The following is a 25,479-nucleotide window of genomic DNA, read 5'->3' as shown; positions in this document are numbered from 1 at the left end:
GACGTGCGGTTTGTAGGCAGGCAAGATTTCTTTATCCCGTCTTTTTACTTTTAATTTTACGCAGTGGCGGCGCGAGCACCGCTTCGGGAATAGGGCAGACGTAGGCGCGTCCACCGGTTAAGCGCGCATGTTCTGCCTGAGCTGAGCTGATGGAAGACGGCTCCGTCAGCAGATCCACCGCGGTCGCCGCGAGCACCTTTGCTGCATGCAACATTCCTTTGTGTGCGGCGGGCAGTTTTCCTTGGGACACCAAATGCCACGTGTGCATGTTGGTGCCCACTGCGTAGCATGCGCCGAGGTATTGCGTTGTCGGCACGATCCAGCTCACGTCTCCGACATCGCTCGATCCCGTCAACGAGCCGGGTTTCTCGTTCAATGGGAGCGGCGTATCGGCGAGACCATGCGCATTGGCGGGTCCTCGATACGCGTCGAGGCATTCCTGCACATCACCCGCGCTGATGTTCCCGGCGAGCCGCGTGACGAAATCGCGGTCGGACTGGTCGAAGGGAGGGGGACCGAGACGCTCGAGGTTATCCATGATCAAGGCCTCGATCGTTTCGTTGCGCAGCACCTCGGAGCAGGCGCGATCGACTTCGACCTCGACGGTCGTTTCAGTCATCAGCGCAGCGCCCGCACCGATTCGCCGGACGCGCTCGAATAGCGCACGCGCCTGCTCGATGTCCGGCGCGCGGACGACGTACAGCACGTCGGCACGCGCCTGGACAACGTTCGCAGCGAGACCGCCGGCGTCGGTGATCGCGTAATGGACGCGAGCCTCGGCAGGCATGTGCTCGCGCAGGAAATTCACGCCGACATTCATCAGTTCAACCGCATCGAGCGCGCTGCGTCCCAGATGGGGTGACGCCGCGGCGTGCGACGCCACGCCGGAAAAGCGGAAGAATGCCTGAATCACCGCCAGCGATTTGTACTTGAAGATCCCCGAGAAAGGGCCGGGGTGCCAGGTCAACGCGACGTCGAGTTCGTTGAAAACGCCTTCGCGAGCCATGTAAGTCTTGCCCGCGCCACCTTCCTCGGCGGGGCATCCGAAATACCGCACGATCCCGGGCAGACCTTGCGAAACGAGGTAGTCGCGCGTGGCGACTGCGGCGAGCATCGCACCGACACCGAGCAGATGATGGCCGCATCCGTGTCCGCTGCCCCCGGCACAGACCGGGCAAGCTTCTACGGCCGCGGCTTGCTGGCTCATGTTCGACAAGGCGTCGTATTCGCCCAGGAAGCCGGCGGCGGGTCCTTCATCCCCGGCCTCGGCGACGAACGCCGTCGGCAGGCCGGCGACGTTCCTCGTGATCCGAAATCCTTCGCGCTCAAGTATCTCGATCTGCGCTTCGACTGAGCGAAATTCTTCCCAACGCGTCTCGGCAAGATCCCAGATCCGATCCGCAAGTTCAATATAGGTATCGCGCTTTGCTTCAACGAGCTGCTCGATGAGCGCAAGCCTCTGGCTATCTTCACGCTTCATGCGCCGGCTCCTGCGTATTGGATTGGAAACGACCCACGCACCGAGCCTCTTTGCGTTCGGCCTTCCTGGGCGACAGGAGGAAGCACATCGTCCGGAATGGGACAGACGTAGGCTTCATCAGCCGCTTGTTCGCGCAACTCCGCCTTGGCCTGTTCAAGCAATGAAGGACTCGCGTAGAGCGCTGCGGCGGTCGCAGCTATCACCTTTGCGCTATGAAGCATGCCCTTGTGCGCTATCGACGATTTGCCTTGTGCGACCAACTGCCAGGAGTGAAACGGCGTGCCGAGCGCGAAACAGGCGCCGAGACAGCGGGCGGTCGGCACGACCCAACTCACATCCCCCACGTCGGTCGATGCGGGCAACAACGACGGCATCAATTCAGCGGGCAGGACCCCGTCATGCAGGACGCCCGCGAGCCGATGGGCACCGAAAATCGACAAGCTGGCTTTCGCTTCGGCGGGTGAAATCGCGGCGTGCATGCGCGCGGCATAATCGTGGTCGGCGATATCGAACGGCGTCGGACCTATCGCGAGCATGCGCTCGTACATCAAGCCGGACAGCACCTTGTTGGGCTTCATGTTCGACATGGCCTTTTCCACCCGGCACGCCACAGTGGTGTCGGTCATCATCGTGGCGCCGTCCGCGATCTTTCGCAGACGCTCGAGCAGCGAATGGATCGTGGAAAGTTCCGGTGCGCGCAATTGATAGACGACCTCGGCGCGAGCCTGCACGACGTTGGGCGCGCTCCCTCCCGTATCGTGCAGCGCGTAGTGAAGGCGGGCGTCGCTCGGCATGTGCTCGCGCAGATAGTTCGCGGCAACGTTCATCAGCGTGACGGCGTCGAGTGCACTGCGTCCCAGGTGAGGCGCCGCCGCCGCGTGCGCTGCGATACCGTTGAACGTGAAGCGTGCGTGGAGCGTCGCAAGGGTTGCCATCGCGTCGATGGCGAGGACGCTTGCGGGATGCCAGGTGAGTGCGGCGTCGAGGTCGGCGAATGCGCCGGCTCGCGTCATGAACGTCTTTCCGGCTCCGCCTTCCTCGGCGGGACAACCGTAATAGCGGACCCGGCCAGCATAGCCGGACGCATGCAGCCAATCCTTGATGGCGAACGCGGACATCAGTGTCGCGCCGCCCAGCAGGTTGTGGCCGCAACCATGTCCGCTACCGGCATCTGCTACCGCTTGCCGGCTGGCGGAGTTGGCGACCTGGCTGAGGTGAGGCAGCGCGTCGTACTCGCCGAGAAAACCGATGACCGGGCCGCCATCGCCGGCTTCGGCGACAAACGCAGTAGGGATGCCCGCAACTTCCCGCGTGATTCGAAAGCCATGGCGCTCGAGTTCGCGGATTTGCAGTTCAGCCGACTCGTACTCTGCGTAGGCAGTCTCGGCGAGATCCCACAGCCGGTCGCTCAGGTGAACACATACCTCACGGTACGATTCGATCCGCGCGGCAATCTCTTGATCGAGTTGATCGAAATTCACTACCTATCCCTTTTGATTGAAACACGCAGCCCCGTGCCATTCGACGCGTAATCGAAACGACATGTGAGGCCTTGCATCCGAATGACGAACATCAATGATTGATCAGGGTGGTTCCACTATCTGCAGGCCGCTAGATTCCCGCCTTGGCGTGGAATGCGCCGTTGCGGCCGAGCGTTGCGCGATGCCGCATGTAGAGCGTCAGGACGGCGAGTAGCGAGATTGCATTTGCTGCGAGCAGGTACCAGGCCGGCGACATCGGATCGGCGGTCCTGGCGGCGAGCCATGCAACGACCACTTGCGCGCTGCCGCCGAAGATCGTGGTCGGCACGCTGAAACAGATGGATACGCAGGTGCTGCGAATCGCATTAGGGAATATCTCGGGGATGAAGCACAGCTGGAACGGCGCCATCAGCACGCGTAACAACGTCAGCAATCCGACCATCGAAAGAAAGGTAGCGGCGGTGCCGTTCTGGGTTACCCAGACGAATAACGGCACGATCGCCAGCACGGTAATAAGCTGCGGCAGCAGCATCCACTTCGTATTGGGAAAGCGGTCGTAGAGCAGGCCTGCAGCCAGCGATGCGACGATACCCACACCGCCCGTGATAAGTCCGACCAGCATCGAGGTCGACGTGGGCAGGTGCAACACGCGCAAGCCGTAGGTCGTCATGTAGTAGCCGACGACATACACCGTGATCGTCGGCCCGATCAGCACGGCGCACGAGATCAGCAAATCGGCAAGGTGCTTGTTGACAATGACCGATACCAGCTCACTCGTCCCTTTGACCGCGGACTCGAGATCGAGGGTTTCGCTCAGTTGCTTGCGGATATACAGTCCGACCGGCGCGATCAGCAGACCGACGACGAACGGTACGCGCCACCCCCACTCCGCGAGCGCAGTCGGCGACAGCATCGACGACACGACGTAGCCGACCAGGCCGCCAAGCAGCGAAGCCACGCCTTGGGTCGCAAGCTGCCAACTCGTATAGAAGCCGCGCCGGTTCGACGCCGCCATTTCGAGCAGGTACGTGGTCGCGGGCCCCATTTCGCCACCGGCTGAAAATCCTTGCAGCAAGCGGCCGATGACAACGAGGACCGGCGCCACCATGCCGATCGTTGCATACGATGGCGTGAACGCGAGGATCGCGGTGCCGAGCGCCATCAGGCCGATCGTCAGAGACAGCGCCGCTTTGCGGCCTGAACGATCCGCGTAGGCGCCAATCACCAGACCGCCGATCGGCCGTGCGACGAAACCGACGCCAAACACGGCAACCGATGCGATCACCTGGCTCGCCGGAGAAAACGCCGGGAAAAAGGCCTTGCCGATGAACACCGCAAAGAAGGCATAAACCGTGAAGTCGAAGAACTCCAGGGCGTTGCCCACGACCACCGCGATGAAGTCGCGAGCCGATGTAGTGCGGACTGCCGGGTGCTCGCACCCGTTTGCTTGATTTGACACACCCGTCTCCGAATTTGGGTTAGCGCCGGCGCTGTTGCCGTGCGGTGGAAAAATAATGTAGGTCGTCTTTACTGCCGTCTACGAGTCGAAATTCATGGGGTCTCACGTGCCTTTCCTGAGCGTCGATCATTCAGGAAGTACCCGCGAAGCAATCCGGCGCCATGCTTGTCCGGCATGGAGCGAATGGGCCGCGTCGTGAGAAACCGTTCGCTGCGAAACCGGATGCTTGCCGCCTACAACAGGCACTCGACAGAGTGAAAGAGCCGGCGCTTCAAAGGATCTTCAGAGGTCATGGAAGCGCGGATCACGCTGGTCAGGCACTCCACGAAGTATTTGGCGGCATTGCTTAGCGGCGCGCCGCGCCGGTAGATGAGACTGACCTCGGCCTCGGCAATCGAGTCGACAAGCGGGAGGACTGCTAAGCGTTCCTTGCTGACCAGCAGTTCAGCGAGCGGCCAGGGCATCAGCGTCAGCATATTGGTGCTTGCGACCAGCCCAAGTGCGATGGCGCTGGAATGCGATATGTGGATGCGTGGTTCATACATACGGCAGTATTCGGTGAATGCATTGTCCGCGGCGAGCTCGTCGACGGAGGAGTCGCGATTCAGGATCCACTCGGCGTCCTTCAATTCATGCAGCGACCTGCACGCGGCCAGGCGATGTTCTGCCCGGGCGACCACCGCGTAGCCCGTGCGAAACAGCGGGACGTGGGTGAACTCCTCCGTTTGCGTCACGGGGCTGGCCCTTCCAATCGAGATATCGAGTGTTCCGTCACGCAATCTGGGTATCGACACGGTTGCCAATCCTTCGAAGAATTCGATCTTTACCTCGGGCATACGCGTCTGGAACAGGCCGACAACCTCTCCGAGCAACGTTAGACCGACCCACGACACTGCTGCAATCGAGAGGGTGCCGTCCCTCTTTCCAGATAAGCGCTCCATTTCCTGTCGCGCACGCGCCAATTGCCCGACTGTCAGCCTTGCATGGCCGAGCAGCGTCTGGCCTGCCTCGGTCAGCGTCACACCGGTGGCCTCGCGGATGATCAGAGTGACATTCAGATCTTCCTCGAGCTCGCGTATCGCCTTCGTAATGGCGGCTGGCGAGAGGTCCGTGGCGCGGGCTGCGTTCCGGATGCTGCCGGTGTCGGCGATTGCAACAAGTGCGCGGAGCTGATGTAGCTTCATGGTCAATGTATGACGCCAAATTTTGTGAGGAGGAGACAACCGGGAGTCAACAGCAACACTTTCATTGAGGTGTTGGCGGGTCATCTGTCGACATACTCTACGCCAGCAGAAAGCCGAAAGATGGGCGGCGCTCGCCGCCGTGAATCTTGCGGAACCGACTATCGACAACCGATCTTGAACGAATGGAGGTTATGTGAAGCACGCAGCACAGGTGAAGCGTCTCGTCGAGGCAAAGCAGCAGCGATACCTTGAACTGGCCAATGAAATCTGGGCGCATGCCGAGATGCGCTACAGCGAATATCGCTCTGCCGAGCTGCATGCGGTGCTGCTCGAGGAGGAAGGGTTTCGCGTGACGCGTGGCGTAGCCGGAATGCCGACAGCGTTTGTGGCAGAGTCGGGCAGCGGTGGCCCGGTCATCGGATTTCTGGGTGAGTACGATGCTTTGGCCGGACTGAGCCAGGAGAGCGGAGCGCTGACCTGCGTGCCGGCCGCGGACGGAGTCAACACCAACGGACACGGCTGCGGTCATCACCTGCTTGGTGCGGGCGCGCATCTCGCCGCAGTTGCAGCGAGAGATTACTTTGCCGCAAACAATATGGAGGCCACGGTAAGGTTCTATGGTTGCCCCGCCGAGGAAGCGGCTGCCGGCAAGACGTTCATGGCGCGCGATGGCCTGTTCGACGACCTCGACGTCGCGTTGAGCTGGCATCCGTCGATAGCCAATTCGGTGTTCATGAACGCGACGCTCGCGAACGTCCAGGCGTATTTCCGCTTTCATGGCAAGGCGGCGCACGCTGCATTGGCGCCGCATCTTGGGCGCAGCGCATTGGACGCCGCAGAGCTCATGAATATCGGCGTCAACTATTTGCGCGAGCATATGCCGGATCAGGCGCGCGTGCATTTCGCCTATATCAATTCCGGCGGTATTTCGACCAACGTGGTGCCGGTGCTCGCCGAACTGCTTTATACGGTGCGAGCACCTCACAGCGCAGAAGCGCGCGATCTGTTCGAGCGCGTCAAGCAGATCGCGCACGGCGCCGCATTGATGACCGGCACGCGCCTCGAGATCGTTTTCGACAAGGCATGCTCGAACGTGCTGCATAACGATACGCTCGATCAGGTTCTCGATGCGAACATGCGGGCGCTCGGCGGCTTCGACGTCAGCGATCGCGACATCGAGTTCGCGAAGCAGATTCAGCAGACCATTTCGCCTGGCGATTTCGAGAACAGCGCCCGTCATTTCGCAGCAGCCCTGCGCGACCCGCGGCCGATCGTGACCGAAATCCAGCCGTATCGGGCCGACATGATACGGCCGGTGACAGGCTCGACCGACGTCGGCGATGTCACCTGGGTTGTCCCGACCACGCAATGCCTGACGTCGTGCTTCGCGTGGGGAACGGGTTTTCATTCGTGGCAAATGGTCTCGCAGGGAAAGGCGACGCTGGCCCACCGCGGCATGTTGCTCGCCGCGCAGACGCTGGCGGCGACAGCCATCGATCTGGCGGGGCAACCGGATGTGCTGCGCGCGGCAAAAGCGGAACTCGACAGGAAACGCGGGCACAAGCCCTATGATTGCCCGATTCCGTCCGACGTCCTGCCGCCGCCGGCGCGTACTTTGGCGACCGCCTGAGCGCACCACGTCGGGCCTGTCACCCGGGAACCATCCATGCGTGATTTCAAGCTCTCCGGCGAAGATGCGATGCTGCGCTTCCTCGACGTTCCGGGTTCGGGGACGCCGCTGGTGTTTATCCACGGGCTTGGCTGCGCGTCCTCGCGCGACTACCCGCAAGTGATTGCGGATTCGGCACTGATCGGGCGGCGCTGCATTCTGGTCGATTTGCCGGGATCCGGGTATAGCGACAGGCCTGAGCGTTTTGGATATCACGTCGAAGACCATGCTCGAACTGTCGTCGAACTCATTCTGAGTCTCGAACTGGAAGTCGATCTCTTTGGTCATAGCATGGGCGGGGCGGTTGCTATCGTCGCTGCCACGATGGCGTCTCGCAAGGTGCGCCGGCTGGTTCTCGCGGAGCCGAATCTTGACGCGGGTGGAGGATTGTTCAGTCGCAAGATTGCCGCCTGTTCCGAATCTGACTACGTGCTGTACGGCCATGCGCAAACGGTCGCGACCGCGTCGAGAGAAGGCGATCCCGGATGGGCGGCTACTCTTTCGATGTCCTGTCCCAAGGCAATCCATCGTGCGGCGACATCGCTGGTACAAGGCGGATCACCGCCGTGGCGACAATTGCTGTTCGGGTTACCCATGCCGCGTTCAGTGATTTTCGGCGAGCACTCGTTGCCACATCCCGACGCCGTCAGCTTGCCGAAGGAAGGTGTCGCGGTCGATATCGTGCATCGCGCAGGGCACTTCATGATGCGGGACAATCCAGCCGGCCTGGCATCTGCCATCAATGCCGCGTTGTCCGGCAAGTCTTCGAGTGATTCATCGTGTGAGTCTTCGCTTGATGCTTGAGCGACGCTTGCGGATACCTTTCGGGTATTTCGGGCAACGCATTTTGCTTTCCACACCTTTCGGTTGCTGCGGATTCACACCTATACTTGGCTGAGCGAGGCTGGTCCAACCTCATCTAGCGCCTCGCCAGGAGTGTGGATCATGAACATGCCTCGAATGATGGCGCCGCTTGCCGCTACGCTCGTTCTTCTCCCCGCGGTCGCGTTCGCGCAGACATCGAGTGACGGCTCTGTCACCCGGACGAAGGTGACGCAGGAACTCAGGGAACTGATCGGCGTTGGATACCAGCCCGACTTGGTCCGGTATGACTATCCGAACGACCTCGTTGCAGCGCAAAAGCGCCTCGATGCCAAACGCGCTGCTCAGGGTGTTTCCACTGTTCCAACGCAGTAGTGGAAATAGCGGGTTCGGCACGTTGCGATGCCGAACCCGGCGAGCTCACTTCACCTCACTTCACGATCGTCCGCGCCGACATCGGATGGTGAATGTTGCTGCCTTCAAACGGCGGAAAGCGCTCGAAATCGGCGCGCATCTGATGACGCACGGGCGAATTCATTGCCGCGGTTATGGCTTCGGCGCTGTCGAACATGAGCTTGTTGCGCTGCATGTAGTGAACCCGTGCCCACGGCATCGCGTCAATCCAGTCCACGCGGGTGAAGATCTCTATTTCGCGCACGCCGTCGAAGAACTTCATGATTTGCGGGTGATGCGCGAGGTAATAGGCGAGCCATTCGTCGAGATTTTCCGCACGGCCCGGATAGTGGACCAGGAACTGGCAAGGCAGCGCGCCATCGGGCACGCGCGGCGTAGGGTCGAGCACAGGGAACGGCCGGCGTGCCATCACCTGCTGTTCGACAGCGCACGCCGCGAGGCTCGGTAAATCGCGGTGCGCGATGCTTTGCAAGTGACCATTGGCGGCAATGGACGCTTCGAGCGCCGCGAGGGTATCGAAGTCGAGTTGCAGCGCGAAGATGGGCGAAGGACCGTCATTCGTGTAGTAGTCCTCGGCATGCTGCGGCGTGTAGAGGCGCGCGCGGCGAAGATCCGGCGTTGCGTCGATGCGCGTGGTCATCGTCTCCAGATCGCGTGCGCTGATGCGCGCGTCCGGGTCGGGATGCGTGAAGGTGACGAGGTAGGAGAATTGCATGATGATCGGGTCAATGGCTGAGAGGGAAGAGCGCCGTGTTCATTGCACGTCGCGTCAGAGTGCGAGCAGGCGCGCCTGAAGACGCGGCAAGTCGATACCGCCGCTCGCGTCGGCGGCCGCGATCGCGAGCATCAGCGCAATGCGCAGCTTGGGAGGCGCGAGGTCGCCGCCTGCCAAGAGGCCGTCGGCCGCGAGGAAGCGTTGCACGGGCACAGTGCCACGCGGCGCGCGCGTCGCCTGCACGACGACCACGCCCGCCTGCGCCGCACGCACGAGCGCGCTCGTTTCCTTCGACGCCGGCCGTCCCGGTGCAAGACCCGCCGAGACGATGCCGCGCGCGCCGGCGGCCACGAACGCATCGATCGCGACGCCGTCCGCTCCCGCATAGGACATAGCAATATCGACGCGCGGCAGTGTCGTCACATCAAGCGGCAGATCATGGCGCGGCGCACGTTCGGCCATGCGGCGCCGCCAGACCACGCTCGCGTCCGCATCCACGCGGCCGAGCGGGCCGAACGGCGGCGCTTCGAACGCGCCGAGCTCGAAGCTCGCGGCCTTCGTCACATCGCGAGCGGCGAAGAAGAGCCCCCCGAGTGTCACCAGCACGCCCGCACCACGCGACGCAGGCGACGCCGCAATCGCGAGCGCCGCGCGCAGGTTGGCGCTGGCGTCGCTGCCATCGGTATTGGCGGGACGCTGCGCGCCCGTCACGACAACGGGCTGATCAAGCGCGAGCGTCAGGTCCAGGAACCATGCCGTTTCTTCAAGCGTCGCCGTGCCGTGCGTGACGACGAAACCCGTTAGCGAAGGATCGGCTGCCGCTGTGCGCCGGATCAGCGCCGAGAGCTCGAGCCAGTCGGCCGGTCCAATCGAGACGCTCCCGAGACTGCGAAATGGAATTGGCACGAGGTCGAGATCCGGCGCGAGTTCGCCGAGCGTGGCAAGCAGATCGTCTATAGGATGAATCACGCCGCTATCGGCATATTCGATCCAGTCGAAGCGATGCCGCCCGTGCATGGCGAACGTGCCGCCTGTGCCGATCACCGCGATCCGCGCGCGTTTCGCGGCTGCGTTTGGCGTCGGCGTCATGCTTGCAGCCTCACGAAAAGCCGGTCGTCCACGATCTTCGTGTCGTGACGGCGCGTGTCGCGTGTGATGGGGGCGCCCAGCGCGCGGCCGGTGCGGACATCCACGAGGCCTGCGTGCAGCGGGCATTCCACTTCACCGTCTTCCATGTCGCCGTCGCTCAGGAGCGCTGCACCGTGCGTGCAGATGTCGTCGAGTGCGTGCACCTCGCCATCGACCTGAAAGAGACCGATCTTCTCGCCCGCGAGCTCCACGCCGCGACAATCGCGTTCGGCAAAGAGTTCGGCGATCGCACCGATTTCGTACCAGCCATCGACGAGAGAGAAGTTCGTCATGGCCGATGCATCCTGGATCACAATGGTGTTCATAGCGCCGCCGCCTTTTGAAGCTGGATGGGTTCGTGCATGCGCACCGCGCCGATGATGTCCGCAATGCGCGTGATGCCATGCCGCTCGCAATATTTCATCAGGTCGTCGATCAGGCGCGGCATGGTGGTCGGCGAGACGAAGTTTGCCGTGCCGACCTGCACGGCGCTGCATCCGGCCAGCAGGAATTCGAGCGCATCCGACGCGCTGCCGATGCCACCGCAACCAATCACCGGAATCGATACGGCCTGCACACATTGATACGCAATCCGAAGCATGATGGGGCGTGTCGCGGAGCCGGTCAGTCCACCCATGACGTTCGCCAGACGCGGCCGGAAAGTTTCGACGTCGATCGCCATCGCAAGGATGGCGTTGCTCACGACCAGCGCGTCCGCGCCGGCTTCTTCCGCCGCACGCGCCACTTCGACCACGTTGCCCGCGTTGGGCGTCATCTTCGGCCAGATGGGGACGCTGGCCGCGGCCTTCATCGCTTTCACGACCTGGTACGTGGCTTCCGGATCCATGCCGAACGCGAGCCCGTCCTTCTTGAGATTGGGGCATGAGACGTTCGCCTCGATCGCTCTGACGCCCGGCACCGAGATTTTCGCGGCAAGTTCGCCGAACTCCTCGATGCTATTGGCCGAAATGCTCGCCACGAGCGGCGGTGCGTATCGTCTATAAAACGGCACGGTCTCGTTGATGTAGTAGTCGCTGCCCTTGCTGGGAATGCCGATGGAGAAGAGCGTGGCGTCGCGGAATTCGGCCACGCGCGGCGGCGGCACGCCTTCGCGGATGTCGTGCGTGATTGTCTTCGTCACGATCGCGCCGAGGCAGTCGAGGTCGAAGACCTGCGCCGTGCCTTCAGCAAACGTGCCGGACGCGGGCATGACCGGATTCGCAAGCGCGAGCGAACCGATGTTGACGCTGAGGTCTACCATGATGTCGTTTCCTGAAGATCGAAGACGGGGCCTTCCCAGCACACGCGCCGGTAAGTGAGTTCGTCCGAGCCGCTGTGCTTCCTGAACGGACGCACGCACGCGTAGCAGGCGCCGATCGCGCAGCCCATGTGCTGTTCGAGCGCGATCTCGCCGGGAATGCCGAACTCGGCCGTGAGGCGCTGGAGTGTCGAAAGCAGGCGGTTCGACCCGCAGGTGGTGGCGAACGTGATTGCCTGAGTCGCGTGAACGCGGCGGATCATGCGTTCGATCTGGACGACGTCGCTGGTTTGTTCGTCGTCGGTGACAACAAGGACTTCCGCGCCCGATTCGCGCAGATAGTCCGCCGACATCACGAGCGACGCGCTGCGCGCACTTAGGATCGCGGTCACACGGGCGCCGCTGCGGATGGCTTCCTGCGCGAGCGGCGCCATGGTCGCGAGACCCACGCCGCGCGCAAGCAGCAGCACGTGCGCGCGTTCGCCCGGCGCGACGGCAGGCAGCGTGAAGCCTCGTCCGAGCGGGCCGAGCGCGTCGAGCGTGTCACGCGGAGCCAGGCGCGCGAGGCCGCGCGTGCCCACGCCCTGCACCTTGTAAAGGAACTCGATGCGTTCATCGTCCGGCTCCACTCGGTAGATGCTCATCGGGCGGCGCAGGTACGCGGCTTCATCGGGGCCCGGCGGGCATGCGAGATGGAAGAACTGGCCGGCAACGACTGTGAGCGCAGTGGCCGGTGCGCTCAGCACCAAGTGCTTGTACTCGGGGTTGACCCAGTCGTTCGAGCGCACCGTGCAGATGTTTTCGGCAATCGACAAGGTCTCGTCGTGGCATGCGGGCTGTGTATCGCAGCGGCCAGGCGCAAAGGCGATGACCTTGGCCGCCGTGGGTGTGGTGGGTGCCATGGGGAAATCGTTCATGTTCATTCCGTGAGGGTTGTAGCGCGCGTTCGCATGGCCGCGAGCGCGCCAAAATCATTGGCGATGGGGAAGGACAACGCACTCGGCTCCAACATCTTCAGTTGCACGAAGCGCATCTCGCTTACGAGCCATTGGCCCGCGCCATCGACGGCATATTTTTCTTCCGTGATCGCGCCGAGGAGGACGGCGTGAGCGTCGTCATCGCGTAACGCCAGTTGCCAGAGCCGCCAGGTTGCGTGTGCGGTGCCCGTGCGAACATCGACATCGATCGATTCGCCCGTGTAGTAATGCATGGCGAAGCGCCAGGGTGAACGATGGAACCAGTCGCGCAGCGCTTCGCGTCCTGTCAGGTCGTTGCCGAAGCCGGAGCCGCCGATCCAGACCGCGTCATGCGTGAAGCACTCGGCCTGTTGCCGCGCGACGTCGTGCGTGACGGCGTCGGGTTGACGCGTGCAGTCGCTCGCGTATTTGGCGTCGGCGAGCGCGGCGTAGCGGGCTTTCAAACGGCGAATGGCGTCGATGGCCTCCAGTCGCGCCACGCGTTCTTCAAGTGAAAGCAAAGCCGGTAAGGTCGTCATGATCAGAGGAACGTTTTCAGTGCGTGCCCGGTATCGGCGATACGCAGCGTGTCCACCGCCTGGCGTGCTTTCACCAGCGCTTCAATGTGACGTCGCTCGCGGCTCTGGTTGATCGTCACGCCCGCATGCACGCAGCCGTCACGCAGTCCCACGACGGTCGCATTCGCCGTCTCCAGGCTGCCGCGTACGATCCACTCATGCGCGGCATCGGGTGTGCCGGTCACCTGAATGGCGTAGCCATGCTGATCGGTCCACATCCACGGCGTCTCGCGATACGGCTCGCTGCGGCCAAGCAACATTTCCGCGACTGCACGCGCCTGGTTCTCGGCGTTGCGCCAGGTTTCCTGGCGCAACGCGACCCCGGATTCTTCGTCGCGCAGGCAGGCGACATCGCCGGCTGCATAAAGCCACGGGGCAAGCGGGCTGCGGCAATGGGCATCGACTTGCACGCCTTGCGCGTCCGCCAAGCCCGTGCCGCGCAGGAAAGCGGGATGGCAGTCGGCGCCGGTCGCCATCAGCACGCAATCGGCATCGGTCAGCAGAGATTCATCGCCGCAGCTGGCTACGATCTGCAGCCGCTCGCCCGTCTTTACGATCTTCTCCACGCGTGCGTTCTTCTTCACCACGACGCCGTGTTCCGCATGCCGCGCTTCGAGCCACGCGGACACGAGCGGCGGCAGGCAGCGGTTCATGATCGCGCCACCCGCTTCGAGCACGGTCACGCGCATGCCGAGCTTCGTTGCGCTCGACGCGACTTCCATGCCGATCACGCCGCCGCCGATGATCGCGAGCTCGCGGCACGCCGGAAACGCGGCCTTCAGCGCGATGCAGTCATCGAGCGTGCGCAACACGTGTACGCCCGGCAGGTCGCATCCGGGCACCGGCAGGCGCCGCGCCGCCGCGCCCGTCGCCACGACAAGCTGATCGAAGCCGATATGGCGTCCGTCATGAAGGCGCACGCGGCGCGCATCGGCATCGAGCGATTCGACCGTTGCATGCACGCGCTCGATGCCGATGCCCGCGAGCGCGTCACCGACCCAGAATGCCGACGGCGCGAGCACGAGGTTTTCGCTGGATGTCGTGCCAAGCAGCATTTCCTTCGATAACGCCGGCCGCTCATAAGGCGCATGCGCTTCGGCGCCGATCAGCGTCACGCGGCCGCCGTGGCCGAGCGCACGCAGATGCTGCGCCACGCGTCCGCCCGCGTGGCCCGCGCCGACAATCGCCACGTGCGAGTGCGCGTTCATGCCCGCTCCGGCACGTTGTCATACGCGCGGACGGTGACCCGATACAGCTCGCAGCGCTCGGAGAGGCACGTGAAGCGCCGTGCTTCGCCGGCCGGAATCACAATGGCTTCGCCCGCGCACAGAACGTAGTGCTCGCCTGCGGCAACAACGTCGATGCGGCCCGAGAGAATCGCGCCGACTTCCTCGCCGAGCGTACCCGCTTCAACATCGATGATTTCGTTGTGACGCAGCGTCTGGATGCTGGCGCTAAGCGCCGCGCCGTCCACGCGATCGTCGTTTGAGACGTGCCGGCAGGACATCGTGTCAAGGGTGGTCATCGCGCACCTTCCCGATCCGCGAGCGGATAGTAGGGCGTTTCGGCGCCGCCGCCATACTCGACGCGTGGCGGCGTGACCACATTCAGGCGCATGCTGATGCCGGCCGGCTCGAAGCGGTTCACGCCATAGTGGCTCAGACCGGCGGGAATGATCACCGCGCTGCCCGCATTCATGATGCGCTCGACATCGGCTTCGCCGGGCCGCACTTCGAAGATCGAGCAGCTGCCGCTCACTTGCAGCGACGCTTCCTCGCCGTGGTCGTGCGCCTTCGCCGGCAGTTCGCGTCCAGCCTCTTCAACGAACTTGATCACCGCGACGCTGATCGATTCGCCGATGTAGGTCTTCATATAAAGGCCATTGGCGACGACCTGCTTGAGACCGTCGTCGATGCCGAAAATGCGGCACTTGGGCATGGTGTTGTTCCTGTGTGAATGCTGCGACAAGTCAGATGGCGGGCCGCATCGTGAACGTTTCATCGGCCACGAAGCGGCGCGGATCGTATCCGTCGATAACGGCCGGCTGCTTGTAGAACTCGACTGCGGGCGCGATCTCCGCGAACGACAGCAGCAGGTACATAAGCGGCTTCGCAGCATCGGGCAACGCGTTGAGCGGAAACTCGTTGAGCCACTGCACGACGGCGTCCACGCGCGGCAGCATGGCGTCCTTGAACGCGAGGATCGCCTCCATGCCCACTGCATGACGTTGCGTGTTGCGCCCGGTTTCCGTTGCCAGCGCCCAGCGTTCGACGAACGGTTGAAGATCGGCAAATTCGTCGGGCAAAGTCGCGGGAACAGTCGCCGAAACAGTCGCCGAAACAGTCGCCGAAACAGTCGCAGGAATCGTGTTTGAAATTTGACTGCGCCCAGCCATCACGATGATTTTTTCTTCCATGTTCATGCTCCTCAGGCGGCGGCCGCCACGGCTTGTTGCTTCGCTTCAACTCCGGCTTCAGCTTCAGCTTCGGCCAGCAGGCGCTCGATCACGTGATAGCTGTGACGCACGAGCAATTCGTTATCCTGCAGAACCATGAACTTCTTCACGCCGGTTTCGGCGGCGCGCTGCGTGCGTTCCAGCGTGCTCAGGTCCTCGAGCAGCACGTCGCGGAGCGCGACCTTCATGTATTCGAGGAAGAAGCGGCCGCCGGGCGTCGTCATCTCGGGGTAATACACGCGCGCTTCAAGCAGCGTCTTGTTGTGCGCGATCGGGCGGAAGTTGTACGCCTGGCAATAGTTCGGACGCAGCGAAAGATAGAAATCCGGGAAGACGACATTGATGTCGAAGAGCCAGTTCGGGCTCTTGGTCCAGTTCACGCCCTTGGGCAACGCTTCGAGCGGAAACGCATGGCGCGCGCTGCCAATGCCCGCGCGTAATGCAGCCGCCGCAATGGGCCGCTTCGCGCTTGCATCGGACAAGGCTTCGCTCGCCGCCGCCCCGCCCGAGGTGACTGCCTTCGGGTTGCCATAGACGGACTTCTGGTTGCCCGCGAGCGAGAGCCGCCGATGAAATTCTCCACACAGCGCGTCGAGCGGCGGCATGCTGCCACCCTCGCTCTTGTCGATAGCGTCGGCAATCGAATTGCCGTGCACGTAGGCCACGTGATACGCCTCCTGGAACGCGTCGAGCGCGAGCTTCCAGTTGCAATCGACAACCGTTTCCCACGCAAAGCCAACCGTCATCTTGTCGAACGGATAGCCTTCGATGTCGCCGTACATCGGCTTCATGAATTCGTCCAGCGAGAGCGCGGGCAACGGATCCATGTTGACGAAGATGAATCCCTGCCACACGTCGCACGACACACGCGTGAGCGCATAGTCCGCATGCGACAGGCCGAAGAAGCATTGTTCGTCGGGCACGCCGGTAAGGTTGCCATCGAGGTCGTACGCCCAGCCGTGGAACTTGCAAAAGAATTTGCGCGTGTGACCGGTCTTCTCGTAGGCAATCTGATTCAGCCGATGCGAACAGACATTGTGCATCGCGCGAATCTGCCCCTGTTTATTTCGTACAACTATGATTTCCGTATCGCACGAAGCAAGTGTCTTGACGAAATAATCACCGGCTTGCGGAATTTCTTCCACGCGGCCGACCTGCAGCCACGTTTTCTTGAAGATATGCGCCTTCTCGCGCGCAAAGTAGTCGGCCGAGATGTACGGCTCTACGGGAATCAGTCCAGTGCCCAGCTCGGCATAGCGGCCGGTGAGCGTGCCCTCAGGCGCGGGAGCGTTGATCATGCGATCGTCCTCGATAGGAAAGCAGATATCTGCGAATAACGAATGGCATTCTGTTTTCAAAAAAATGGCTTGTCAAGCGTTATGCGTGCCGCGTTGTTCATCGATCGAAATAGGGGTTGCTAGAATGGCGGGCGCCCGCGCTCGACTTGGCGGGCTAAATAAGTAGGGACGCCAGTACCGGGCGCTACCCGCACATCATCCAGTTCGAGGAGACCCAGTGCCGCAGGTCAAGAAACCAGAAGTGCGGGAGGCGATCCTGAAGGCCGCGTTTTCGGCGTTCAGCAGCAAGGGCTATTCGGCGACGACCATGACCGAGATCGCTCGTCTGGCGCAGACGACGGTGGCGAACCTGTACGTCTACTTCGACTCGAAGCTCGTTATCCTCTATGAGATTTACCAGCCCTGGCTCATGAAGCAGCTCGACCTGCTGCGCGACGAAGTGATGAGCCTGGATACGCCGAGGGCGCGCATCAAGCGCATCCTGGTCGGCCTCTGGTCCGACATTCCATCGACCGACCACACGTTCGCCAACGCGCTGATCGACGCACTCGCAAGCGCGCCTCCGAACCAGGGCAAGCCGTTCAAGCTGATCGATTCCGTCGATGCGTTTATCGGCGCATTACTGCGCGACGCGTTGCCGCCGGAGCGCTCGGTGATGGTCCAGGGCGAGATAATCGCGCACGTGATCTGGATGGCGTTCGACGGCTTCGTGATCAATCACCGCATTGGCGACGTGCGCGATATCGACCAGATCGCCAGCGTGATGACCGATCTCCTGCTGGGCGGTACCGAACCCGACGCCGAGGCGGGCACGTGATGACTTTGCTGCGGTGCGCTGGTGCGCATCGAGCACGTTGCAATTTTCCGTTTCGTCAGAAGAAAGCAGAGCGGATTTTTGAAAATCTTTTGACATGCTCGAATAAAGAATGTCATTCTGTATTTAGATGAACACGCGGATCGACCCGCCCTTCGACATAGCTTCCTGACTTCACGATGGCATGAAAACCGGAGTGTCGGGTACGGTCGTGCGGAACGGTCGCGCCTTGAAGATCCTGGTCTTCATTATCTGCTCTGCTAAATATATTTGAGGTGGCTTCATGGCGGCTTTGTCCGATAGCGCAGCGTCCCACGCGTTCCATCCCCCCGCGCGAACGACGTATCTGGTGCTGGTCCTGTGCTTTCTCACCATCGTGGCCGAAGGCTATGACATCGGCGTCATGGGTACGATCGTTCCCTCCCTTCTCGCCGATGCCAACTGGAAACTTACGCCTATCGAGATCGGTGCGATGGGCAGCGCCGCGCTCTTCGGTACGCTCATCGGGTCGTATTTCATTAGCGTCGTGAGTGACCTGGTCGGGCGCAAGTTGTTGCTGGTTGGCTGCGTGACGCTCTTCTCGCTCTCGATGATCGGTGCTGGCTTTGCGCCCACGCCGATGGTGTTTTCGATCGCACGGTTCATAGGCGGACTGGGTCTTGGCGGCGTGATTTCGGCAGCCGCTGCATTGACGATCGAGTTCTCGCCGCCTGAAAAGCGCAACCTCAACTTCGCATTGATGTACTCCGGCTATTCGATCGGCGCGTTGCTCTCCGCGGTGATCGGCATGGTGTTTCTCGGCTCGCATGGCTGGCGCCTCGTCGTAGCGCTCGGCGCCGCGCCGTTGCTTGCGGTGCCGTTCCTGTTCTACCTGTTGCCCGAATCGCTCGACTTCCTGATTGCACGCGGCCGTCATGCGCAAGCGGCGGCGCTTGCCGGCAAGCTCGGCATTGCGCCCGCCGAACTGGAGCGCAGCGTCAGAGATCCGCTGCCCAAACCGAGCGTTGGCGCCGTGTTCCGCGAAGTGTTCTCAAAGCAGAATGCGCTCGCCACCATCAGCTTGTGGGTGGCGCAGGTGGCCGCGGTGATGGTGATCTACGGGCTTGGCACATGGCTGCCGCAACTCATGCGCAAGATGGGCTACGACCTGGGTCCGAGCCTCTCGTTTCTCGCGGTGTTCATGCTCTCGTCGGCGCTGGGCGGAATACTGATCGGGCGTATCAGCGACTTTCTCGGCACGCGCAAGACCATCGTGGGTGGCTATGTGATCGGCGCAATCGCCATCTCCAGTCTCGCGATCAAGAGCGGTCTCATCATGAACTACGTGCTGGTGGCGCTCGCGGGCTTCGGCAGTATTGGCGTAGCCATGGTGCAGCTTGGTTTCATCGCCAACTATTATCGTGCGCATGCTCGGGCGAGCGCCACGGGCTGGGCGGTGGGTGTCGGCCGGTTCGGCGCCATGAGCGGTCCGATGGTCGGCGCGTACCTGGCTTCGCGAGGCGCCGATGTCCAGTGGAACTTCTACGCGTTCGCCGGCTCCGCGCTGGTGGCAGCCGCTGCGATTGCGCTCACGCGCAGCCCGCACTGGAGCACAGCTTCGATGACCCACGGCGCGGTATCGCTGGAAAGCTGAAGCTTCTCCGCTGACCGTACCGCAGTGCGCGATGCGCGATGCGCGTCGTTCGAAGTCAAACCGCAATCACAGGACCTTCCATGAGTTGTGGATTCGGCGATGTGGCGCGCATTGGGCATCTGTATCCATCAGGTGGTCTTTGCGACCATGAAGTGCAGATGATGGCGCCCGAGGGCGTGCAGTTTCTTACCACGCGTCTGCCGTTTCGCGATACGTCGATCGCATCGGACAAGGCGTTGATAGACGATCTCGAATCGCACGCCATGCTGCTCGCCGATGCCCGCGTGGACCTGATCGCGCTCAACTGCACCGCGGCGGGCGTCGTTGCCGGACCGGATGAGATCAACCGCCGCGTGCAGGCTGCGACCGGCATCCGGTCGGTCACGACGATCCAGGCAGTCATGGCGGCGTTGGCGGCGGTGAAGGCCACCAACATTGCGTTGATGACGCCGTATCGGCGTGAAGTGGTGGAAGCGGAGACCGCGTTCCTTGAAAAACAGGGTCTGCGTATAACTACGGAAAGAAGCTTGCCGCAGACCACGCCTTACGATCAGGGGATGCTGCATCCACAGCGATGGCTCGAACTGGCGGCCACGCTCGAGGGACCGTTCGATGCGCTGGTCATCAGTTGCGCGGGGATCCGGCTCGCCGGTGTCATCGAAAAGCTTGAAGCACGCCTGAACAAGCCCGTGATTGCCAGCAATGCCGCCTTGCTCTGGTATTGCCTGAAGACGCTGAACATCGCACAAAAACCGAAGCACTACGGCAGCCTGCTGGAAGGCGCTTTCGACGCATGAACCGCTGGAGTAACCGTATTTACTCTTGATTCGAGGGTTCGTGCAGGGCGACGGGGTAGGCATCGCATACGTTGACCATTTGCGTGAGGAATGTGCGTCCCGAACCTGAGCGCAGGCCAAATATCAGGTCAGCGCCGGGTGACAAAGCCATGATTCGCAGTCAGGTACCGCCGCGGCTTAGTGGCTGCCATTTTCCCAATTTCCGCGAAAGAGATTCCTCTTTCAGCTCTGTGTCTCCATCGTTGGCGAATATACACTCGGGCCAAAGTTCCACAAGAACAACGTTAGAGACACCATGCCACGAGCAGCTTTCTTCTCCGCAATTCCCCGTACTTTGATGAAGTGCGCTGAGCCGACGCTGGCATCAGCCGATTGAGTCACGTGGTTGCCGCAAGGCTTGCGGCTCCAAAGTCAACACACCCGGAAACCATTCGAACTTTCTGACGGATGTTTGAAGCGCCCCTTGTCCGTGACTACCGGACGGCAATGGCCCAACTTTGGACATTGCCGGGTAACGCGTCCTGCGGACGTATCAAATCGCCACAGCGCGACTTTCACCGCAACACTTATATACAGCAGTACTACATAACATAAACAGGAGATGACATGAGAAAGGTTCTGTTCGGGTTGCTCGCAATGACAGCCACGGCATCGGCAAGCGCGCAAAGCAGCGTCACGTTGTATGGCATCGTGGACAATGGGCTTGAATACGAGACTGGCATGCCGAAGGGGCACGTGGTCGGCGCGCAGAGCGGGGGATGGGCCCAGTCGCGATTTGGCCTCAAAGGCGCCGAAGACATCGGTGGCGGAACCAAAGCTATTTTCCAGCTCGAGTCGCGCCTGAACACACAGAACGGCAGCGTGGCCAACGGCAGCTTCTTCGAGGGCCAGGCGACGGTAGGTTTGCACAACGATACATGGGGCCAACTGAAACTCGGCAACATGGGCTCAGCCGAAATAAGTCAGTATTCGGGCGACGTCGACCCCCAGCAGACGAAGAAATATGCGATTGGCACGCTGGTGCGCGGCCGGATCTTTTCGCAAGCGGGTAACGGTGCGGAGTATCTGTCGCCGACGCTCGCAGGATTTACGCTGCAGGGGCAATACGACCTGACGAACTCGACAAAATGGAACGCCGGAACTCCGGGAAGTGCGCCGGGCCAGTTGGGCTCATCGAGTGGACTCGGTAGTGCTCAGGGGCGATCGGACGGCATCAAGCTGTCGTATCAGACTGGGGGTCTGTTCTGGCAAGCGACCTATGACGAGACCCGCGATCCGAACGGCCAGTTCAGCAATGTGTACCTGGCGTCGCGCTCGGCACTCACAGGTGCGACGTATACGCTGGGACCAGTGGTCGCGTATCTCGGTTATCAGCACCTCAGCGCACCCAGCGCATCCGATGCCGGCTACTTCGGTACGGCCACTCCAACCACGTTGCCGGCAGGTACATCGCTGCCGACGGCAGTCAATCACGAATGGATCGGGGCCATCTGGCAGACTACGCCGGCGCTCTCGATCACTGGTGCGGTGTATCACGCGAACGCCAATCACGGCAATGGCAACGCGACGCTATACACGCTGGGCACGACCTATTCGCTGTCCAAGCGCACGCTCCTTTACACCGAGCTCGGTTACGTTCGCAATAGTTCGACGTCCAACCTTGGGCTCGACAGCGGGCTGTATGGCGCGAACACGAACAACGATCCGGTGAGCAGCGCCGCGTCCAGCACGAACCCGAACTACGGCAAGAGTCAGTTCGGCGTAATCGCGGGAATCGCCACCCAGTTCTAAGAAGAGCGGGAGGGTTCGGAATGAGTTCCCATTCCGAACCCGGCTCGGATCACGCCGGCTTGCAGCGCCTGCATCGGAGTCGCTATCAACGAAACCGGCTCGCTATATGCTCCGGAATATTCTCGGGCGTCACGACCACGACCGATGAAGACGGCGACACTGCCGACGCCGGCAGGAGTTTGTGGAAACAGATGATGTGCTGGCACGCCGAGCGCATGTCCTGACGCAGATCGTGGTGGAGAATTGCCTGTAGCTTTCCCTCGCGCAGCAGACGCACGTTGTCACGATCCAGGTCGTGCCCGATAAAGCAGATGGGGGATTGCTGATGCGCTCCAAGCGCCCGGAGAATGGCTGCATTTCCGCCTCCCATGGAGTAGACCGCGGCGATCCTGGTATCTGTGGCAAGGACATCGAGGACTCGCTTTTCGGTGGATGTGTCAAGGCCGTGGCCGCCACTGGCATCGATCAACGTAAGCTGCGGATAGCGGGTTCTCAACGCACGCCGAAAGCTTATTTCGCGTTCCTCCTCGCCCCTGAACCGTTCATCGCTCATGGTTATCAGGATGTTGCCAGGCCGTGAGCCTAGCCACTGCGCAACAAGGTAGGCAGCGGTGGCGCCGGCGACCCGGTTGTCCAGCCCGGCATAAGCGAGGCGTCCGGACAACGGGATATCGGTGAAGATCGTGATGACCGGAATGCCGCGACGTTGGAGATCGCCTATCGCTTCGGTAATCTCGGGAACGTCGCGCGCCTTCAGGACAACCCCGTGGCTACCCCGGCGTCCAATCGACTGAAGCGCATCGACAACCTCGGCCGTGGTCATCGTTTCCTGCATCAGGAAGCGCGGCCGAATGATGACCGGATGCATGCCCGTCAGTTCCGTTTCAAGCGCGTCCTTGATCTCGTCAGCAAAGCGTACGGGCGCTTCCACGATCACGTCGATCATGAGCTTTCGCCCGACGGTCGCCAACTGCAGTTCCTGCTTTTCGAGTTCCTTGATGGCCTGCTCCACGCGCTTGCGTGTGTGTTCACGAACGTGGGCACGGCCATTGAGCACCCGGTCGACTGTTGCCACCCCGACGCCGGACTGAAGCGCTATCTCCTTGATCAGAAAGCGGTGCGCCATATTCATGCTTCCATTTTTGATGTGTTTTTGATGGTTTTATGATAACCGCATATTGATTTTGGAGGCTATGCTTGGATTCACGATGGAGGGCGATATGAAACAGCGCGAAGGATGTGTCGAGAAACTGGGGCAGCAGTGGTTTAGCGAGCGTGATTGCTCACTGGCTGACTTTGCGGATCAGCTCAAAGCAGGCGACGACTGCCCGACGCGTCATGCGGCGGATATCAGGCAGGGAATCCCCGTATACGACTGCGATCAGCTCGATGGCGTCATGGACGATGCGTCAGGCCGAGCGCAGTTGCAGGCGGAATGGGCAAGCGTCCTTCAGGGCGGTGCGGGCGTTCTGGTGCTCCATCGGGCATTTGCTGATACACGATCCATCGATGCCGCCACGGCCGTCTTCGAAGCCATTATCCGGAGTGAGAAGGAGCAGGGCGCAGGTCCAGCAGACCATTTCGCGAAGGCGGGCGCAAATGACCGGATCTGGAATGCGCAGGAAAAGCTCTGCCTACGGGCGCCGGACGTATTCGCGCAATATTTCTCGAACCGGATGCTTCTGGCCGTGTCGGAAGCCTGGCTTGGCCCGTGTTACCAGATGACATCGCAGGTCAATGTGGTTCGGCCCGGCGGCGACGCTCAGCAGGCACATCGCGACTACCACCTGGGTTTCCAGACTGTCAGCGCGGCTGAACGCTACCCCGCGCACGTGCACAGGATGTCCCCCTTTCTTACGCTGCAGGGGGCGGTGGCGCACACCGATATGCCTGTCGAGAGCGGACCGACAAAACTCCTGCCGTATTCACAGCGATATGCCGAGGGATACCTGGCATGGCGGCGTGCGGATTTCCGCGAATACTTCGAGGAGCACTTCGTCCAGTTGCCGCTCTCGAAGGGCGATGCCGTGTTTTTCAATCCCGCGTTGTTTCATGCGGCGGGGGCCAATCGCACCGCGGATGTCCAGCGCATGGCAAATCTCCTGCAGGTCTCGTCGGCCTATGGCCGGGCAATGGAAGTGCTCGACCGTAGAAGCATGTGCGAGGCGGTGTACCCGGTATTGCGCGAGCGTTGCGCGCTGGGGCGAATGAGCGCCGCCGAAGCCACTGCGGCAATTGCATCCTGCGCTGAAGGGTACCCGTTCCCTACCGACCTCGACCGCAACCCTCCGGTCGGCGGGCTGGCGCCGGAAAGCCAGCGGGAGCTCATGCAACGCGCACTTGATGAGGATTGGGAGCCCGCCAGATTCACGCAGGCGCTCGACGATCACGCCTCCCGAAGCGGCACGGCCTAGACTCCCGCCAGATTCGGGTAAACGCCTTGGTTGATGGTTTTTTGATGTCTTTGTGTCCTTCAGCGATTGAAGGAACGCCGTATTGTTGCCTGTCAAAGACAAACAGGCGGCCGAGCGAGGTTCTTGATAATTGCGCGCCTGTGCGATTCGTCGCGCGACGGAACCTGGCAGAAAAGTAGGGTGATACAGGATGGATCAGTTCAAGGAACTGCAGCTGTTCGTCGAGGTTGCCGAAACGGGCAGTATCAGCCGGGCTGCGGAGGCTGTAGATCTTTCCATATCCGCGGCAAGCCGTTACCTGATCTCGCTGGAGACCCGGCTTGCTGTCCAGCTCGTGCGCAGGACGACACGCAATCTCTATCTCACACAGGCTGGGGCAGAGTTTCACAGGCGATGCAAGTCCATCCTGGCTGATCTCGGCGAAGCCGAGTCGGTCATCAAGGATGCTACGGTACGACCGAGCGGTGTACTTCGCGTCACTGCATCGCTCTCGTTCTGCATGCTGCACATCGCACCCATGCTTTCGGAGTTTACAGCGCGTTATCCTGAGATCACGGTGGATGTTGTGGCGGCGAACAGGTACCACGATATCATCGAGAATGGCATCGACGTCGCCGTCCGTACCAAGGTGCTCGAGGCGGACAGCAACATCACGGTCAGGCGGCTCGCTGCAACGCGGCGAATACTGGTTGCGACTCCTTCGTATATCGAAGCAAATGGTTCGCCGCGCTTGCCGGCTGAATTGGCCAGGCACAAGGTACTGAACTACGGACTCGCCGACAATCCGCGTGAGCTCGCATTTTGCCGGCCGGGAGAGTCGGTTCTCGTCAAGATCAAGCCTCTTCTCGAATCCAACGACGGCCAGATACTTCGGGTCGCCGCGCTCGACGGTATGGGCATTCTCGTGCAGCCCAAGTACATCGTGTATGACGACCTCAAGGCCGGCCGCCTGGTTCCGGTGCTCAATGACTGGGACCTGCCACGCCTCACCATCAATATTGCATTCCAGACCCGGGCGCATATGCCGGTGAAGGTTCGCCTCTTTATCGACGCGCTCGTCGAGCGGTTTCAGCAGAACGAGTACGAGCGGCACTGGACCGCGTGATGCGCGCGCGGGAGAGTGGGCAATGCCG

At 61.7% G+C, this 25,479-nt stretch carries 25 protein-coding genes and 1 pseudogene; 9 read left to right on the top strand and 17 right to left on the bottom strand.

Annotated features, from left to right (window positions below):
* Positions 1–31 precede the first annotated feature (31 nt).
* The 4 genes from ACSOSP_RS20535 to ACSOSP_RS20520 all read right to left on the bottom strand — a co-directional run bounded on the left by ACSOSP_RS20535 (position 32) and on the right by ACSOSP_RS20520 (position 5,688).
* The gene (locus ACSOSP_RS20535) at positions 32–1,480 is read right to left on the bottom strand and encodes an amidohydrolase (RefSeq protein ID WP_455312743.1); all 1,449 of its coding nucleotides are present in this window, start codon (positions 1,478–1,480) and stop codon (positions 32–34) included.
* Positions 1,477–2,961, bottom strand: coding sequence for an amidohydrolase (locus ACSOSP_RS20530; RefSeq protein WP_455312742.1), 1,485 nt, complete (start codon positions 2,959–2,961; stop codon positions 1,477–1,479). The genes ACSOSP_RS20535 and ACSOSP_RS20530 overlap by 4 nt, the downstream gene beginning before the upstream one ends.
* A gap of 130 nt (positions 2,962–3,091) precedes the next feature.
* Complete coding sequence (locus tag ACSOSP_RS20525) at positions 3,092–4,420, bottom strand: MFS transporter (protein WP_455312740.1); 1,329 nt, start codon at positions 4,418–4,420, stop codon at positions 3,092–3,094.
* Positions 4,421–4,653: 233 nt separating this feature from the next.
* Positions 4,654–5,688 (bottom strand): LysR family transcriptional regulator, encoded by a 1,035-nt coding sequence (locus ACSOSP_RS20520; protein ID WP_455312738.1) that lies wholly within the window; start codon positions 5,686–5,688, stop codon positions 4,654–4,656.
* A gap of 109 nt (positions 5,689–5,797) precedes the next feature.
* On the opposite strand from ACSOSP_RS20520, the gene ACSOSP_RS20515 reads away from it, so the two are divergent.
* Together ACSOSP_RS20515 and ACSOSP_RS20510 are read left to right on the top strand one after the other, a co-directional pair.
* The gene (locus tag ACSOSP_RS20515) at positions 5,798–7,234 is read left to right on the top strand and encodes an amidohydrolase (RefSeq protein WP_455312737.1); all 1,437 of its coding nucleotides are present in this window, start codon (positions 5,798–5,800) and stop codon (positions 7,232–7,234) included.
* 36 nt (positions 7,235–7,270) lie between these two features.
* Positions 7,271–8,077: an alpha/beta fold hydrolase gene (locus ACSOSP_RS20510; protein ID WP_455312736.1), complete on the top strand. Its 807-nt coding sequence runs from the start codon at positions 7,271–7,273 to the stop codon at positions 8,075–8,077.
* Between the two features lie 80 nt (positions 8,078–8,157).
* Here ACSOSP_RS20510 and ACSOSP_RS20505 read toward each other — a convergent pair.
* A pseudogene (locus ACSOSP_RS20505) lies at positions 8,158–8,271 on the bottom strand (hypothetical protein); the annotation flags it as partial.
* On the opposite strand from ACSOSP_RS20505, the gene ACSOSP_RS20500 reads away from it, so the two are divergent.
* Positions 8,219–8,470: a DUF4148 domain-containing protein gene (locus ACSOSP_RS20500; RefSeq protein WP_455312735.1), complete on the top strand. Its 252-nt coding sequence runs from the start codon at positions 8,219–8,221 to the stop codon at positions 8,468–8,470. The pseudogene ACSOSP_RS20505 and the gene ACSOSP_RS20500 overlap by 53 nt on opposite strands.
* Before the next feature lie 55 nt (positions 8,471–8,525).
* On the opposite strand, the gene ACSOSP_RS20495 is transcribed toward ACSOSP_RS20500, so the two are convergent.
* Genes ACSOSP_RS20495 through ACSOSP_RS20445 form a run of 11 tightly spaced genes read right to left on the bottom strand, consistent with a single transcriptional unit; the run spans position 8,526 to position 16,897 of the window.
* Positions 8,526–9,224: a hypothetical protein gene (locus ACSOSP_RS20495; protein ID WP_455312734.1), complete on the bottom strand. Its 699-nt coding sequence runs from the start codon at positions 9,222–9,224 to the stop codon at positions 8,526–8,528.
* Positions 9,225–9,278: 54 nt separating this feature from the next.
* Positions 9,279–10,313 carry an asparaginase gene (locus ACSOSP_RS20490; RefSeq protein WP_455312733.1) on the bottom strand — a complete coding sequence of 345 codons (1,035 nt, stop codon included), beginning with the start codon at positions 10,311–10,313 and terminating at the stop codon, positions 9,279–9,281.
* A complete protein-coding gene (locus ACSOSP_RS20485; protein WP_455312732.1) occupies positions 10,310–10,678 on the bottom strand; it encodes a non-heme iron oxygenase ferredoxin subunit in 369 nt (122 codons plus the stop codon). The genes ACSOSP_RS20490 and ACSOSP_RS20485 overlap by 4 nt, the downstream gene beginning before the upstream one ends.
* The gene (locus ACSOSP_RS20480; protein WP_455312731.1) at positions 10,675–11,613 is read right to left on the bottom strand and encodes a dihydroorotate dehydrogenase; all 939 of its coding nucleotides are present in this window, start codon (positions 11,611–11,613) and stop codon (positions 10,675–10,677) included. Before ACSOSP_RS20480 ends, ACSOSP_RS20485 begins: the two co-directional genes overlap by 4 nt.
* Positions 11,607–12,527, bottom strand: a complete 921-nt coding sequence (locus ACSOSP_RS20475; protein WP_455312730.1) for a dihydroorotate dehydrogenase electron transfer subunit — start codon at positions 12,525–12,527, stop codon at positions 11,607–11,609. The genes ACSOSP_RS20480 and ACSOSP_RS20475 overlap by 7 nt, the downstream gene beginning before the upstream one ends.
* Positions 12,528–12,529: 2 nt before the next feature.
* Positions 12,530–13,105, bottom strand: a complete 576-nt coding sequence (locus tag ACSOSP_RS20470; RefSeq protein ID WP_455312729.1) for a nuclear transport factor 2 family protein — start codon at positions 13,103–13,105, stop codon at positions 12,530–12,532.
* Between the two features lie 2 nt (positions 13,106–13,107).
* The gene (locus ACSOSP_RS20465) at positions 13,108–14,352 is read right to left on the bottom strand and encodes an NAD(P)/FAD-dependent oxidoreductase (protein ID WP_455312728.1); all 1,245 of its coding nucleotides are present in this window, start codon (positions 14,350–14,352) and stop codon (positions 13,108–13,110) included.
* On the bottom strand, positions 14,349–14,669 hold the full coding sequence (locus tag ACSOSP_RS20460) for a cupin domain-containing protein (protein WP_455312727.1): 321 nt from the start codon (positions 14,667–14,669) through the stop codon (positions 14,349–14,351). Before ACSOSP_RS20460 ends, ACSOSP_RS20465 begins: the two co-directional genes overlap by 4 nt.
* Positions 14,666–15,082, bottom strand: a complete 417-nt coding sequence (locus ACSOSP_RS20455) for a cupin (RefSeq protein ID WP_455312726.1) — start codon at positions 15,080–15,082, stop codon at positions 14,666–14,668. Before ACSOSP_RS20455 ends, ACSOSP_RS20460 begins: the two co-directional genes overlap by 4 nt.
* 31 nt (positions 15,083–15,113) lie before the next feature.
* Positions 15,114–15,560: a hypothetical protein gene (locus ACSOSP_RS20450; protein ID WP_455312725.1), complete on the bottom strand. Its 447-nt coding sequence runs from the start codon at positions 15,558–15,560 to the stop codon at positions 15,114–15,116.
* Between the two features lie 11 nt (positions 15,561–15,571).
* Positions 15,572–16,897, bottom strand: a complete 1,326-nt coding sequence (locus tag ACSOSP_RS20445) for an aromatic ring-hydroxylating oxygenase subunit alpha (RefSeq protein ID WP_455312724.1) — start codon at positions 16,895–16,897, stop codon at positions 15,572–15,574.
* Between the two features lie 217 nt (positions 16,898–17,114).
* On the opposite strand from ACSOSP_RS20445, the gene ACSOSP_RS20440 reads away from it, so the two are divergent.
* The 4 genes from ACSOSP_RS20440 to ACSOSP_RS20425 all read left to right on the top strand — a co-directional run bounded on the left by ACSOSP_RS20440 (position 17,115) and on the right by ACSOSP_RS20425 (position 21,932).
* Positions 17,115–17,714, top strand: a complete 600-nt coding sequence (locus tag ACSOSP_RS20440) for a TetR/AcrR family transcriptional regulator (RefSeq protein ID WP_455312723.1) — start codon at positions 17,115–17,117, stop codon at positions 17,712–17,714.
* Positions 17,715–17,994: 280 nt separating this feature from the next.
* Complete coding sequence (locus ACSOSP_RS20435; RefSeq protein ID WP_455312722.1) at positions 17,995–19,344, top strand: MFS transporter; 1,350 nt, start codon at positions 17,995–17,997, stop codon at positions 19,342–19,344.
* 80 nt (positions 19,345–19,424) lie between these two features.
* Positions 19,425–20,141, top strand: coding sequence for a maleate cis-trans isomerase family protein (locus ACSOSP_RS20430; RefSeq protein WP_455312721.1), 717 nt, complete (start codon positions 19,425–19,427; stop codon positions 20,139–20,141).
* A 606-nt stretch (positions 20,142–20,747) separates the two neighbouring features.
* Positions 20,748–21,932, top strand: a complete 1,185-nt coding sequence (locus ACSOSP_RS20425; RefSeq protein ID WP_455312720.1) for a porin — start codon at positions 20,748–20,750, stop codon at positions 21,930–21,932.
* An 85-nt stretch (positions 21,933–22,017) separates the two neighbouring features.
* Here the strand turns inward: ACSOSP_RS20425 and ACSOSP_RS20420 are convergent, their stop codons facing one another.
* Positions 22,018–23,058 (bottom strand): LacI family DNA-binding transcriptional regulator, encoded by a 1,041-nt coding sequence (locus tag ACSOSP_RS20420; protein WP_455312719.1) that lies wholly within the window; start codon positions 23,056–23,058, stop codon positions 22,018–22,020.
* Between the two features lie 94 nt (positions 23,059–23,152).
* Here ACSOSP_RS20420 and ACSOSP_RS20415 point away from each other — a divergent pair, with 94 nt between their 5' ends.
* Together ACSOSP_RS20415 and ACSOSP_RS20410 are read left to right on the top strand one after the other, a co-directional pair.
* Positions 23,153–24,346, top strand: coding sequence for a phytanoyl-CoA dioxygenase family protein (locus tag ACSOSP_RS20415; protein WP_455312718.1), 1,194 nt, complete (start codon positions 23,153–23,155; stop codon positions 24,344–24,346).
* Positions 24,347–24,536: 190 nt separating this feature from the next.
* The gene (locus ACSOSP_RS20410; protein ID WP_455312717.1) at positions 24,537–25,451 is read left to right on the top strand and encodes a LysR family transcriptional regulator; all 915 of its coding nucleotides are present in this window, start codon (positions 24,537–24,539) and stop codon (positions 25,449–25,451) included.
* Positions 25,452–25,479: the final 28 nt, after the last annotated feature.

This window comes from Caballeronia sp. KNU42, assembly GCF_053760385.1.
This window is presented reverse-complemented; position numbering and strand designations above follow the sequence as displayed.

Excerpts from the sequence above, each read along its gene's own strand:
- ACSOSP_RS20445 (WP_455312724.1), bottom strand. The coding sequence starts at position 16,897 with ATGATCAACGCTCCCGCGCCTGAGGGCACGCTCACCGGCCGCTATGCC.
- ACSOSP_RS20535 (WP_455312743.1), bottom strand. The coding sequence starts at position 1,480 with ATGAAGCGTGAAGATAGCCAGAGGCTTGCGCTCATCGAGCAGCTCGTT.
- ACSOSP_RS20425 (WP_455312720.1), top strand. The coding sequence starts at position 20,748 with ATGAGAAAGGTTCTGTTCGGGTTGCTCGCAATGACAGCCACGGCATCG.
- ACSOSP_RS20485 (WP_455312732.1), bottom strand. The coding sequence starts at position 10,678 with ATGAACACCATTGTGATCCAGGATGCATCGGCCATGACGAACTTCTCT.
- ACSOSP_RS20435 (WP_455312722.1), top strand. The coding sequence starts at position 17,995 with ATGGCGGCTTTGTCCGATAGCGCAGCGTCCCACGCGTTCCATCCCCCC.
- ACSOSP_RS20430 (WP_455312721.1), top strand. The coding sequence starts at position 19,425 with ATGAGTTGTGGATTCGGCGATGTGGCGCGCATTGGGCATCTGTATCCA.
- ACSOSP_RS20455 (WP_455312726.1), bottom strand. The coding sequence starts at position 15,082 with ATGCCCAAGTGCCGCATTTTCGGCATCGACGACGGTCTCAAGCAGGTC.
- ACSOSP_RS20480 (WP_455312731.1), bottom strand. The coding sequence starts at position 11,613 with ATGGTAGACCTCAGCGTCAACATCGGTTCGCTCGCGCTTGCGAATCCG.
- ACSOSP_RS20500 (WP_455312735.1), top strand. The coding sequence starts at position 8,219 with ATGAACATGCCTCGAATGATGGCGCCGCTTGCCGCTACGCTCGTTCTT.
- ACSOSP_RS20475 (WP_455312730.1), bottom strand. The coding sequence starts at position 12,527 with ATGAACGATTTCCCCATGGCACCCACCACACCCACGGCGGCCAAGGTC.
- ACSOSP_RS20465 (WP_455312728.1), bottom strand. The coding sequence starts at position 14,352 with ATGAACGCGCACTCGCACGTGGCGATTGTCGGCGCGGGCCACGCGGGC.
- ACSOSP_RS20510 (WP_455312736.1), top strand. The coding sequence starts at position 7,271 with ATGCGTGATTTCAAGCTCTCCGGCGAAGATGCGATGCTGCGCTTCCTC.
- ACSOSP_RS20415 (WP_455312718.1), top strand. The coding sequence starts at position 23,153 with ATGAAACAGCGCGAAGGATGTGTCGAGAAACTGGGGCAGCAGTGGTTT.
- ACSOSP_RS20460 (WP_455312727.1), bottom strand. The coding sequence starts at position 14,669 with ATGACCACCCTTGACACGATGTCCTGCCGGCACGTCTCAAACGACGAT.
- ACSOSP_RS20450 (WP_455312725.1), bottom strand. The coding sequence starts at position 15,560 with ATGGAAGAAAAAATCATCGTGATGGCTGGGCGCAGTCAAATTTCAAAC.
- ACSOSP_RS20420 (WP_455312719.1), bottom strand. The coding sequence starts at position 23,058 with ATGGCGCACCGCTTTCTGATCAAGGAGATAGCGCTTCAGTCCGGCGTC.
- ACSOSP_RS20490 (WP_455312733.1), bottom strand. The coding sequence starts at position 10,313 with ATGACGCCGACGCCAAACGCAGCCGCGAAACGCGCGCGGATCGCGGTG.
- ACSOSP_RS20470 (WP_455312729.1), bottom strand. The coding sequence starts at position 13,105 with ATGACGACCTTACCGGCTTTGCTTTCACTTGAAGAACGCGTGGCGCGA.
- ACSOSP_RS20410 (WP_455312717.1), top strand. The coding sequence starts at position 24,537 with ATGGATCAGTTCAAGGAACTGCAGCTGTTCGTCGAGGTTGCCGAAACG.
- ACSOSP_RS20495 (WP_455312734.1), bottom strand. The coding sequence starts at position 9,224 with ATGCAATTCTCCTACCTCGTCACCTTCACGCATCCCGACCCGGACGCG.
- ACSOSP_RS20520 (WP_455312738.1), bottom strand. The coding sequence starts at position 5,688 with ATGACCCGCCAACACCTCAATGAAAGTGTTGCTGTTGACTCCCGGTTG.